Origin of the sequence: Treponema sp. OMZ 857 (assembly GCF_024181085.1) — a bacterium.
Lineage (GTDB): Bacteria > Spirochaetota > Spirochaetia > Treponematales > Treponemataceae > Treponema.
This window is the reverse complement of record NZ_CP051147.1, coordinates 1,219,883-1,232,759: the sequence shown is the minus strand read 5'-3', so window position 1 is coordinate 1,232,759 and position 12,877 is coordinate 1,219,883. Positions and strand designations below refer to the sequence as shown.

The following is a 12,877-nucleotide window of genomic DNA, read 5'->3' as shown; positions in this document are numbered from 1 at the left end:
ATAGTACACTATGCACACAGAAAAAATTATTATCCTTGATTTCGGAGGGCAGTATATTCAGCTCATTGCCCGCCGTATCCGCGAATGCGGTGTTTATTGTGAAGTACTTCCTTTCGACGCAGAGCTTACCCGTATACAAAGTATTTCTTTAAAGGGAATCATCTTATCCGGAGCGCCCGACTCCGTGTATGCCGATGATGCGGCAACCTGCAATCCTGAAATATTCAACTTAGGGGTACCGGTGTTGGGTATCTGTTACGGAATGCAGCTGATGACCTATTTGCTCGGCGGAAAAGTGCAGCCGGCAGAAAAAAGCGAATTCGGTAAGACAAAGCTGTACACCGGCAAAGATGCGGCAGGTGCAGCGCTTTGGAAGGACTGTCCGGCAGACTCCATCGTGTGGATGAGCCACAACGACAGCGTATCCGCCCTCCCCGAAGGGTTTACAACCATTGCGAAAACGGATAACTGTCCTATCGCCGCTATGGCAAATACCGAATGCGGGTACTACGGCGTACAATTCCATCCCGAAGTATTACACTCCGTATACGGCACACAAATGCTCAAAAACTTTGTGCGCGGCATTTGCGGATGTACCGAAGTATGGAACGCCGCAACCGCCGCCGATTCGGTCATTCAGGAAATAAAACGAAAGGTCGGCAACAAAAAGGTTATTTCGGCTCTGTCGGGCGGGGTTGATTCCTCCGTCGCTTCGGTGCTGGTGCATAAGGCTGTCGGCGATCAGCTTACCTGTATCTTTGTCGATCACGGACTTTTACGCAAAGATGAGGCGGCACAGGTGCTGAAAACCTACCGCGAAACACTCGGTCTTAACATCATCCATGTGGATGCCTCCGAGCAGTTCTTAAAAAAACTTGCCGGAGTAACCGAACCCGAACGCAAGCGGAAGATTATCGGTGAGGAATTTATCCGCGTTTTTGAAGAAGAAGCGAAAAAAATCGGCACCGTCGATTTTTTGGTGCAGGGAACCATTTATCCCGACGTTATTGAATCGGGCGGAAGCAAAAAAGCCGCGGTTATTAAATCCCACCACAATGTCGGCGGTCTCCCCGAACATATCGACTTTAAAGAATTGATAGAACCGCTGCGGATGCTATTTAAGGATGAGGTACGTGCACTCGGCAAAGCGCTCGGTATTCCCGACGAACTGGTTAAACGGCAGCCATTCCCCGGCCCGGGACTTGCGGTACGTATATTAGGAGAAATCACCCCCGAACGGCTGCATCTGGTACGCGAAAGCGATGCCATTCTCCGCGAAGAAATTGCGCAGGCGGGCTTGGCGGATTCTATTTGGCAGTATTTTACCGTATTCCCCAATGTCCGCACGGTCGGCGCTATGGGCGACGGCAGAACGTATGACAACCTGATAGCGATACGGGCGGTAACCTCCGTCGATGCGATGACGGTTGAGGTCGCGGAAATTCCGTATCCGCTGCTGCAGAAGATTACGCTCCGTATCATCAACGAAGTCAAAGGCATCAACCGCGTGGTGTACGACATTACGCCCAAGCCGCCCGCAACCATCGAATGGGAGTAAAAGAAGCGTATGAGCGTTTCCCGTCTTCGCATAAAGCATTTTTTTAGCCATCCTTTCCTCCTTATTACCCTGCTTTTGCTATTTCTTTGCTTTTCATGCAGGTCGGTTCCCCCGTCCATTCCTAAAGCGATTATGGGTACCGGACGCATGACGCAGGAACAACTCGTTTCGTTCTTTTTAATGCAAACCGCATTAGCGCAAACAGAAGAAGTTGATCAGGAAAAGGTCGAGCGGTTGGCAGGGTATTATGTGAAAGAATCCTCAGCTGAAGGAATAAATGCCGATATCGCTTTTGCACAGATGTGTTTGGAAACCGGCTTTTTACGGTTCGGCGGATTGGTAACCGCAGACATGAACAATTTTTGCGGACTCGGCGCGATCAATGCCGAAAATCCGGGTTTGGTGTTTCCCGACGAGCAAACGGGAGTCAGAGCGCATATTCAGCATCTAAAAGCATACGCCAGCGCCGAACCGCTCAAACTTCCATCCGTAGATCCTCGTTACCGTTACGTAAACCCGAAAGGCAAGGCGCCGCATATTTATAACCTTGCCGGAACGTGGGCATCGGATCCCGCTTACGGGCATAAAATAGACCAGCTGCTGCGCCGCATGTACGCAGGGTTGTAACGAAAATATAACCGGTAACCTCTAAAAAACTCAATTTTTGAGGTTATTTTAAATTGATTTACAAAGGAGATCACTATGACAATAGCTGAACGTATTAACGTATTACGCAATAAAATGGCGGAATGCGGCTTCGACGCGTATTATATTCCAACCGCCGACCCGCATCAGTGCGAATATCTTGCCGAACACGATAAGACCCGCGTCTTTATTTCCGGCTTTACCGGCTCTGCGGGCGCCGTATTGGTTACAAAAGACAAGGCCTTTTTATGGACTGACGGCCGGTATTTTTTACAAGCTGAAAAAGAATTACAAGGAAGCGGCATCTTCTTGCAAAAGAGCGGAGAACCGAATGTACCGACCGTATTTGAATATCTTGCACAGACGCTTCCTGCGGGAAGTACGATCGGTATGGACGGGAAAGTGATAGCGGTTAATTCGTTTGCACAGTTTAATTCGTCGCTTCCCGATATGAAGTTTGTTATCGACCGTGATCTCATCGGGGAGATGTGGACGGATCGGCCTGCGCCCGTATTAAGCACTGCCTTTTTACTCGATGTCCGCTACACGGGAAAATCCGCGTCGGAAAAAATCAAAGAAGTCCGCGCGGCGCTTCGGGAAAAGAAAGCGGAGGCAACGGTTATCGGGGCTTTGGAGGATGTTTGTTACCTTTTTAATATCCGCGGCAATGATATTGAATGCACGCCGGTTGTTACCGCCTATGCCTTGGTTGATATGCAGAGGACACGGCTTTACATCGACGCGCGGCAAATGACGGATGAGGTGAAGGCGGCGCTGGAAAAAGAAGGCGTGTCGGTTGCTCCTTACGAAGCGGTTTTCGCCGATGCCGAAAAGTTACAGGGTACGGTCTACATTGATCCGGCACGGACAAATATCTTCTTACGCAACAAGATTAAGGCGAATATCATAGAAGGCCTTAATATCACTTCTTCGATGAAAGCGGTGAAAAACGAAACCGAAATTAAAAACTACCGGAATGCATTCCTCAAAGACGGCATCGCGATGGTCAAAATCCTCAAATGGGTGGAAGACCATGCCGATAGCGGCGTTACCGAATGGGACGTTTCCGAACAGCTGCTGCGCTTCCGTGCCGAACAGCCGGACTTTATCGAAGCGAGCTTTACCACGATTGCAGGATACGGAGCAAACGCCGCGATTATCCACTACGGGCCTAAAAAAGAAACGGCCGCTACCTTGCAGCCCAAAGGCTTTTTGCTGCTCGACTCAGGCGGACAATATCGAGACGGAACAACGGATATTACCCGTACCATCCCGCTCGGCCCGCTCACCGCGGAAGAAAAAGAGGATTATACGCTGGTACTCAAAGGGCATATCCAGCTCGCTTTAGCAAAGTTCCCCGAAAACACGACCGGCTATAAGCTTGATATTCTTGCCCGCAATCCGCTTCGGAAATACGGCAAGGATTATAAGCACGGTACCGGACACGGCGTCGGGTATGTGCTGTCCGTTCACGAAGGGCCGCAGAATATCGGGCTCCGCTATACGGACGCTCCGATGAAGGCGGGTATGATTACCTCCAACGAGCCCGGCTTTTACTGCGCCGGAAGTCACGGTATCCGCATCGAAAACCTCACACTGACAAAGGAATGGAAAACGACTGAGTACGGCACCTTCTTGAAGTTTGAAACGCTGACGCTCTGCCCGATCGACACACGGCCGGTGGTGAAGGAGCTACTGCTTCCCGAAGAACTCAAGTGGCTGAATGATTATAATCAAGCGGTTCGCACGGCGCTGGAACCTCATTTGGATGAGGCACATCGTGCATTCTTAAAAGAGCGGACACAGGCACTGTAAGAGGGCTGAGGAGTAAAATAATGAAATCTGATTGATTTTTCATGTATTCCATTATATAGTTATGAGTGGAGGCTCAATATGGCAATGTTACAAGTCCGCGATATAGATGATCGATTATATGATAGGCTAAAATTTGTTGCGAAATTGGATAACCGCTCAATCAGTCAGCAAGTTATTACAATTTTACAGGATTATTTTACTTCAATTCCCATAAAACAAAAAAATGCCACGGAAGAATTCTTAAAACTTGCAGGTTCTTGGGAAGATAGCCGAACTACAGAAGCAATAATCGATGATATTTATAGTTCGCGCGTAAATTCTACAAGATTTGAGGCATTAGATGGCATATTTAATTGATACGGATATAATAATTTTTGCTCTTCGTAAAGATAAGTCGGTTCTGATAAAATTTGAAGAGAACAAGAACATCCCCATTTCAATTTCAATGATCACTTATGCAGAGCTGATTTTTGGAGCAAAGCGTTCTCAAAACGAACAGCAAAACATGATTAAAGTAAGGCATATCCGTGAACTTTATCCGATTGAAGACTTAAACGAAGGTGTGATGGAAGTTTTTGCCGATATAAAAGCAAAAATGTTTAACAATGGAATACGAATTGAAGATATGGATTTATTGATTGCAGCAACAGCAATTTACAATGATTTAACACTGGTAACAAACAATGTGAAGCACTTTGAAAAAATCCCATATTTAAAATTGGAAAACTGGAAAAGTTAGGAAACCTAATGCCTGCTTCAATCCGCCATTGCTCTGCAATGCAGGGTAAACAAATGTTAAGATGATAGGAAGATAGAGCAGATGACGGAAAAGCGGACAGCCGCAGGACAAATTATCATGGGGCTTGACCCCGGACTTGCCCATACCGGCTACGGCATTATTACTGTGTCCGGCAGCAGGATGCGCTGTATCGATTACGGTGTTATTCAAACGGAAGCGAGACAGGTACAGGGGGACCGGCTGCTCATTGTCTTTGACCGGCTCACGGAGCTTATCCGCACATACCAACCCGCCGCAGCCGGTATCGAAACGCTCTATTTCGCAAAAAACGTAACGAGCGCTTTGAGTGTTTCGGAAGCACGCGGCGTAACACTGCTTGCCTTAGCGCAGGCAGGTGTCCCCGTCTTTCAATATGCACCGAACGCTATTAAAAAAGCGGTTACCGGCATCGCGCAGGCGGAAAAACAGCAAGTGCAGCTGACCGTCCAGCTGCTGCTCGGACTTAAAGCGATACCGAAACCCGACCATGCCGCCGATGCGCTGGCGGCGGCGATTACATATGTGAATACAGTACCTACCTTTTGAAATATACGGCGCATCTGCTGCGTTGCCTTGCCAAAAGTGTACATCCTTGTACACTTTTGGCAGCGAGTTTCAGCATCGCTGAAACATCGCTTCTGATATAACCAGCGGCATCCCTGCCGCTTCTGTAATAAATGCTCAACGTATCAGAACGGACATGGATGTCCGTGGCTATAGTAGTAGCGAGATTTGGGCTATGCACAAATCTCGTCGTTAAAAAGCGTACAGGGACGTACGCTTTTTAACAGTCTATTTCAAAAGGCTCACGGAAAAATGCTGTTCAAAAAGCATCAGCCTTGCTTATTCTGCAGCTATGTGGAACCGCCACTCCCTATGACGGAAACTTGGCTGATGTGTTTATCATGGAGCAAGCGAAGGGTTGTTTTTTTTATATGGGCTGTATATACTGTTCCAATGCTTTTTTATTTATCGGGGCTTCTTTCTTCATTCTACGGCCCCATGCGGCTTTTACAATCATATCTCGTACTTATTTCAATTTCATTTTATGTAGGCTTTTTTTTAACGGTATTCATTTTACCGCGCTTTTATGCCCGTTTACCGAAAGACAGAGGAAAGGAATTCGGTATTTCTCCTGAGGCAGCAAAAGGAAAACCGACCGGCGGCGGTGTCGTCTTTATTACGATTTTTGTCGTTATGATTTTCCTGCTGATCATGCCTTCGGGTACGCAAATAGCGGTACTGGTTTTAACATGGTTGGTGATGCTCACCGGCTATCTTGACGACCGGTCGGTTAATCCGTGGGGAGAATACCGGAAAGGCGCATTGGATTTAGTGTTGTCGCTGATTACTGCGACAGTGCTCTTTCATTGGTATTTTGACGATTCCATTTCTTACTGGATTCCGTTTATGAGTCAAAGTATCGCGGTACATCCTGCCGTATTTTTTACGGTTTCCGTTTTAATTTTATGGTTTTCTATCAATACGACAAACTGTACCGATGGAGTAGACGGACTTTCCGGAACCCTCATTTTGATGGCGCTTATTTCGCTTGGTATGGTCTTCTATTTTATTATCGGGAACGTAAAAGTTTCGGAATATCTGCTTATTCCGCATCGGGTAGATGGCGCGCAGTGGGCGCTTATCTGCTTTAGTCTTTCCGGCGTACTGATGGGATACCTGTGGCACAATGCCTATCCAAGTAAGGTGATGATGGGAGATGCCGGTTCCCGCGCACTCGGCTTTTTTATCGGCGTATTGGTTATTATTTCGGGCAATCCCTTCTTGCTGTTAATGACCAGCGGAATGATTCTGCTCAACGGCGGCACAGGCCTCGTTAAAGTGGCGTTATTACGCTTTTTTCATATCCGTATTTTTAGGAATATCCGGTTCCCGCTCCATGACCACATGAGGAAAAACCTTCAATGGTCATCGACGCAGGTATTGATAAAATTCCTTATTTTGCAACTGCTGATTACGCTTGCCGTATTTGCAGTCTTATTCAAAATCCGCTAAGCTTTGACTGACTCTGATCGCAAGAGCGCTGTGTGCAGTTCATACGATACGCGTAATATCGGTATGGCTATGCAGGATGAGCCTGACCCGCTGTTTATCCGGAGTAAAGCGCTTATCGGAACGGAAGGGGTTAACCGGCTTCGTAAATTGCGGGTTGCGGTATTCGGTATCGGCGGTGTCGGCGGGTATACGGTTGAAGCCCTTGCACGCGCCGGTATCGGGACACTATATCTCGTTGACGGCGATACGGTAAGCCCTTCAAACCTTAACCGGCAGCTCTATGCGCTTACCTCTACCATCGGACAGTATAAAACTGCTGCTGCCGCCGCACGAATCGCCGATATAAACCCGGCGTGTACGGTGCATCAGGTTGTTCAGCACATTCTCCCCGATGCGGACGGCTTTCTTTCTTTCTTACCTTTCTTATCAAGCATCGATTGTATTGTCGATGCGGTTGATACGATTTCACTCAAAGTTGCACTGGCGGCAGAGGCGGAAAACCGCGGTATCCCAATCGTAGCGGCAATGGGCTGCGGAAATAAGCTCCGCGCGGATTTATTTCAATTTGCCGACATTTACGATACTGCCGTTTGCCCCTTGTGTAAAGCCATGCGCGGACTACTAAAAAAACGGGGAGTAAAAAAGCTGCGGGTGCTATATTCCAAGGAAGTTCCCGCTGTCCGCAGCCGTCCGCCAAGCTCGGTTTCATGGGTACCCGCTGCAGCCGGTATTCTGCTTGCAGGCGATCTACTCAATCAGATATTACAGGGGATCTCTAAAAACTCAAGTATAACTTTTAGATGTCCCCAGACGTAGTTCTCTTTTATGAGAAATCCCCATTGATTAATACACCACTACACCATACAGAAATTATCAGGGTACAGCGCCGGTTACTCCAGCTTATATTGCAAAAGCAAAATTCGCAGCGCTTCTCGGTTCGCGACGCCGAAATACTTACAGGCTGCAGCCATGTCTTTTTTGACCACAGAGGTGCTGACATAATAGCGATTTCCCAGCGTTTCGTAAGTTTCACCGTGTTTAATCGAACCGAGGATAAATGCGATTTGGCGCTCCGAAAGCTCATAATCCGATAATTTTAATGTTGAACCTTTCGGCGGCAGGGTAACGGCAGTCGTTACCGTTTCGTTCGGCAACAAAAGATACGAAAGCTTTCCTTCGAGTTTTTGATACAATGCAGCGCAGGCAGTAAGCCCGAATAGTGTCCCTAAGATTTCAAATATAACGAATGTAAATCCGAGGACAGGATAGATTGTTATAGTAACCAGCAACCAGTAGACACCAAGCAATATCACCTTTTTTCTCCGATTAACGGCAAATTCTCCGTTAACAAAACAGAGGATAATACCGATACAGAACATCGACGTTCCGATTCCCATAAAACCGACAAGAACGGCATTTCCTGCTTCGACAAAAAAGACAATGTAGGTTAAGAGTTTTTTTTGGGGATGAACGATAAGGATAATGGAAAGACACACGCAAAAAGCGTTCAACCCAGCTTTAATTAAATTCATATACGGTATAACAGATGCATATGGAATAGCTACTTTGATATTCATTATCATTGCAAAGGTCATCATACCGGCATTTAAAATATATAACAGACGATCAGGGCTTAGTTTTTTAGTCATAATCGGCAGTACCATATCAAAAATAGTGTGAAAATTCTAGACTTTCCCAAAGATTATAGCCATGCCGGACAGCGTAACCATGGTTCTTTTTAAGCAACCATGGTTCTTTTTGAGTTAAAAACGACCTTTTATTGAAGATTTTTGCTATTATACTCCAATTTCTTTTCTATTAAGGAGTCGCTCTATGCGGAAATTTTATATTATTTTAACAGGGATATTGTTTACTCTTTTGTTTTCAACGTGTAAGCAGTTTACCGCAGATATAGACGACTATTTAAGTCTTTGGTCTTCCCAGGCTTTTATTCTAAACTCGACTATAGACAAGAAAACCTATAATGACGCAAACGGTATTGTAAGTGTCGCTTCTGCGGATGATGTTACCATTACGCTGAAAGTACAGAACCCCAAGTCGTTCCGGTTTGTTATGCCGTCCGCGTCCGAAACAAGAAATATCGTTGGGTTTGCTCATTTTGCCGGAACAAAACCCGCAGCCGGTACCGATTATGAACTGACACAACTTACAGCGGATACCTTGCAGCTTGTATATAAAAACTCTTTTTTGAAAAACTCCGAATGGGGCGAAAAAGATATCTCGTCTACCATCACCCTGTATGCCAATGACGGACGGCCGCCGTTTAAACAAACCTTTACCATTCCTCTTAAAGCGAATACCCCGCCTCCGAAGCCGAGCTATGCCGTTGCAAAAACGACGGGGACGCCCGCTTATTACGTGCTGTGCATCACGGTACCGGATATGGATAAGAGGGTGCCGGGCGGGCTTTTGCATGAAGATCTTGCCCGTATTGAGGTCAACGGAACACACTATACGTTTTCGGTTAATGAAGCACAAACCGCGTTTACCGAGCCGAAAGATCCGGTCTTTATTACACGGACCGAGGTAAAAAAGCTTACCGATCCCGATGCCGATAATATTCCATCCGGTAACTGGGTTCTGTACTATAAAACCGATGTTGAAGTGAAAGACGGCGCTGCAAAAAAAGACTATACGATTAAACTTATAGACAAAAAAGGCTTAGCTTCCGACATAGTGAAGGCAAGTACAAAACCGAATAAAGTGGAACCTGAAAATATTGCTATTACGAAAGGGACTCCCTCTGGCGGAAGCGGCAGCGACACTAATCCGACGATTATCGGTACCGACAGCAGCAGAGCGGAACTGACGATATCCTCCCCAACGGCGAATACCACGGTGCACTGCACATGCACCGATACAAGCGACGGTTCCGTTACAAGATACAACGCCAAGCACGTTACCGTACTGCTTCCGTTAAGCAGCGCCGGTGAAAAAAAGTACAAGCTGGAGTATTACATAGACGGCGAAGGCTTTGCTGCAACGCCGGTAAAAACGATTTATTATAAGGTTGCGAAAAAGTACACCGTAACATTCAGCGCAGTAGACGGAACCGGCGGAACGCTTAAAGCAAAACCTGAGGGCGGTTCTGAGAGTACAACAGGTTCCGTTTCAGTTCTGCATGGCGGAACCGTAACCTTTACTGCAACACCGACAGATCCAACCCACTACAAGGTAGGAGACTGGACTTGTACACCTTCGGAAGGCTTTACAGGGGCAAGTGGACAGTCGAGTGCCACGCTTACCGTAACGACAGACACAATTGTAAGTGTGCAGTTTGTACAGCTTAATGCTTTAAACCTGAGTAAACTTAAAATACACGGGCGAGACGCTTCGGTCGGTTCCGTTACGCTGCCTTATACTATAACTCAAGTGAAGAAAGAGGATATAAGTCTTGCGTTTAGCGGACAGACGGGAATTGACTTTACCGTAACACCGTCATTGCCGCTTAACTTAACGGAAGGAGAGAGTCTAACCATTACCATAAACGTTGCAGCAGATCCAGGCAATTATCCTGCGTGGTCAAAAACGGTAAGCATAACCCGTGTGAAAAACGACGTTGCAAAGTTACGGAGCTTTACGCTTAACGGAGAAACCAAAACTGCGGCTTCCGATGGTTCTTTTGCGAGCGAATACGAGGTTGCGTCCGAGCAGGCAGAAGTAAAAGGCTTTAGCTTTGATACCGGCAGTGACGGAGCAACGGCAAGCGTAAGTCCTGCGGGCAGCGAATCTATCCCAGTCAGTACGGGTAAAAAGTTTACCATCACGGTAACAGCTCAAAACGGTACGCAAAGCACCGTAAAATTTACCGTAAAGCGCAAAAAATACGACGTATCTTACAGTGTAGACAACGGAGTGGGCGGAACGCTTAAAGCAACACCTGCGGGCGGCACTGAGAGTACAACAAGCTCATCAGCGACCGTTTCAGTTGAGCACGGTGGAAGTGTAACCTTTAAAGCACAGCCCAACCTCGCGTGGGAAATTGAAGGTTGGACGCTTGACAGTACCGCTATAAGCGGGGCGGATAGTACCTATAGTCTTTCTAACATAAAGAGCGATAAAGCCGTAAAGGTGAAGTTTAAGAAGGTGACGACCGTAAAACACACCGATAATAACGCGTGGCAGTTGTTAAAAGAAGTTGTTAAAATCGCTGACAATAATGCCGTTATCACCATAGACGGTGAAATAAAGGCGACAAACGGAGACAATGCGGGTGAAATCAAAATAAACAAAAACCTGACGATTAAAATCGCGGACGGTGCATCATCCGCCGTGATCGACGCGAACAAAGACACAGGCAGTAAACCGAAGCACCGCATTTTCAAGGTGGAGAGCGGCAAAACGCTTACCCTTGAAAACCTGACGCTTAAAGGTGGAAAGGCAGAGGGGACACAAGATGCGGATAACTATGGCGGCGCGATCTATGCAAGCGGTGCAATCGTCAACATAACAAACTGCACCTTCAAGGGTAACGAGGCTGCTTATGGCGGCGGTGCAATTTATGCACGAGAGGAAGGCAGTACTGCTTCCACCATAAAAATCAGCGGCGGCACTATCGGCGGCGACACAGACGAGGATAAGAACAAGGTAACCAGCGAGTGGCAATTCGGCGGCGGTATCCTTGTAGTGACTGGCTGTACCTTAAGGCTTGACAGTGTACGGATTATCGGCAACGAGGCATGGAGAGCCGGCGGTGTGCGCGCAAACGAATCAACTGTTAAAATGACCGACTGTACTATTAAAAACAACAAGACAACAGGCAACAATGACTCAGGCGGCGGCGGCGTATATACCTTTATGGGAAGGCTCACCATGACAGGCTGTACCATTACGGGCAACGAAGCAGCCACAAACGGCGGCGGCTTAAATGTTGAGGGCACAACTACCAACATCACAAACTGCACCTTTACGGGGAACACCGCAAAGAACGGCGGCGGTATCTATACGAAAAAGGAGAAAGGCACCCCACCCACCGTAACAATCAGCGGCGGCACTATCGGCGGCACGGATACGGATAAGGCAAACAAAACAACCGGAACCGGCTCCGATGGCACCGGCGGAGGCATTTATATCGGTGAAGACTGCAAGGTAACACTGCAAAATAACGGCTCCACCGGCTGCACAATTACGGGCAACACAGCACAGCGCGGCGGCGGAGTTTATGTGAAAGGCGGCACCTTTAAGATGAGCGGCTCCGCAGTCGTTACGCCCGCTACCGGATCAGAGGCGAATGATAAGGGGAAAAACGACGTGTATTTGGTGACCGGACAGGCGATAACCGTTGACGACCCGCTCACCCCTCAAGGCGGAATCGCGGCGCGCATTACGGTACCGAACGACAACTACCAGACGGGGACGAAGGTGCTTGCGGGAGATAAGGTCGGTACGGAGTACACCAAGTTCGTCGTAACACCGAATGGCAACAAGCGTTGGACAGTGAAAAGCAACGGTACATTGTCAAACACTCTCGCTGACATTTTTGCCAATATCACGAAGGATCAGATAGAAGCCGAAATTGGAGCCGCAAACTCTGCAATGGTTTATACGGAGGGTAAAACAATTACCAACCTCATCACGACGTTGCAAGGCAAACTGATACTTTATATGACAGGCAAATATGATTACGGCATTATGCACGTTACCGAAGTAAACAACACAAGTAACGGAGGTAAAGGACATATTAAGTTTAATTACAAAACCTTTAGAACATATCATAGCGATGTTCTGCAAAATAGTGGTAAAGTGGTAAATGGAGACGCGAGCTTTGATTTAGACTCCGGAGGATCTGGTTCTAGTGGTAATGATTTTCAGCTTAAAACTGCTGCCAGTCAGTTCAAAATTTTAGACAACGCCAAGTTTTATATACTGCCTAATTAAATGGGTAATAGGTAAGGGAAAGAAAGACACTTGTTTCGGATAAAAGAGCCTTTCCTTCCCTTCGACCCTTCCTATCTTCAAAATAACCGCTTAGGTAGATTGCGAACCGGTGCAGCAATCTTCCCAAAGAACCCGCCGCGCGTATTACGCCGGAAAGCTACAGGGCG

Annotated in this window: 10 protein-coding genes; 9 read left to right on the top strand and 1 reads right to left on the bottom strand. The window is 47.2% G+C overall.

Features of this window, described 5'->3' with window-relative positions; genetic code table 11:
- The first annotated feature begins 10 nt into the window (after positions 1-10).
- The 8 genes from guaA (at position 11) to E4N66_RS05615 (ending at position 7,628) form a co-directional block, all read left to right on the top strand.
- Positions 11-1,558, top strand: a complete 1,548-nt coding sequence (guaA, locus tag E4N66_RS05650) for a glutamine-hydrolyzing GMP synthase (RefSeq protein WP_253729298.1) — start codon at positions 11-13, stop codon at positions 1,556-1,558.
- A gap of 9 nt (positions 1,559-1,567) precedes the next feature.
- Positions 1,568-2,185, top strand: coding sequence for a glucosaminidase domain-containing protein (locus tag E4N66_RS05645; protein ID WP_253729297.1), 618 nt, complete (start codon positions 1,568-1,570; stop codon positions 2,183-2,185).
- 75 nt (positions 2,186-2,260) lie between these two features.
- Positions 2,261-4,018 (top strand): aminopeptidase P family protein, encoded by a 1,758-nt coding sequence (locus E4N66_RS05640; RefSeq protein ID WP_253729296.1) that lies wholly within the window; start codon positions 2,261-2,263, stop codon positions 4,016-4,018.
- A gap of 78 nt (positions 4,019-4,096) precedes the next feature.
- Positions 4,097-4,375, top strand: a complete 279-nt coding sequence (locus E4N66_RS05635) for a hypothetical protein (RefSeq protein WP_044016019.1) — start codon at positions 4,097-4,099, stop codon at positions 4,373-4,375.
- On the top strand, positions 4,359-4,757 hold the full coding sequence (locus E4N66_RS05630) for a type II toxin-antitoxin system VapC family toxin (RefSeq protein WP_044016016.1): 399 nt from the start codon (positions 4,359-4,361) through the stop codon (positions 4,755-4,757). Before E4N66_RS05635 ends, E4N66_RS05630 begins: the two co-directional genes overlap by 17 nt.
- An 81-nt stretch (positions 4,758-4,838) precedes the next feature.
- Positions 4,839-5,342, top strand: coding sequence for a crossover junction endodeoxyribonuclease RuvC (ruvC, locus tag E4N66_RS05625; protein WP_253729295.1), 504 nt, complete (start codon positions 4,839-4,841; stop codon positions 5,340-5,342).
- 411 nt (positions 5,343-5,753) lie between these two features.
- Entirely contained in the window at positions 5,754-6,812 is a 1,059-nt protein-coding gene (locus E4N66_RS05620; protein ID WP_253729294.1) for a phospho-N-acetylmuramoyl-pentapeptide-transferase, read from the top strand.
- A 69-nt stretch (positions 6,813-6,881) separates the two neighbouring features.
- Complete coding sequence (locus E4N66_RS05615; RefSeq protein ID WP_371922461.1) at positions 6,882-7,628, top strand: tRNA threonylcarbamoyladenosine dehydratase; 747 nt, start codon at positions 6,882-6,884, stop codon at positions 7,626-7,628.
- 74 nt (positions 7,629-7,702) lie between these two features.
- Here E4N66_RS05615 and E4N66_RS05610 read toward each other — a convergent pair whose 3' ends face one another.
- Entirely contained in the window at positions 7,703-8,461 is a 759-nt protein-coding gene (locus E4N66_RS05610; protein WP_044017312.1) for a hypothetical protein, read from the bottom strand.
- Between the two features lie 184 nt (positions 8,462-8,645).
- Here E4N66_RS05610 and E4N66_RS05605 point away from each other — a divergent pair, with 184 nt between their 5' ends.
- Positions 8,646-12,710, top strand: coding sequence for a hypothetical protein (locus tag E4N66_RS05605; RefSeq protein WP_253729292.1), 4,065 nt, complete (start codon positions 8,646-8,648; stop codon positions 12,708-12,710).
- Positions 12,711-12,877 lie beyond the last annotated feature (167 nt).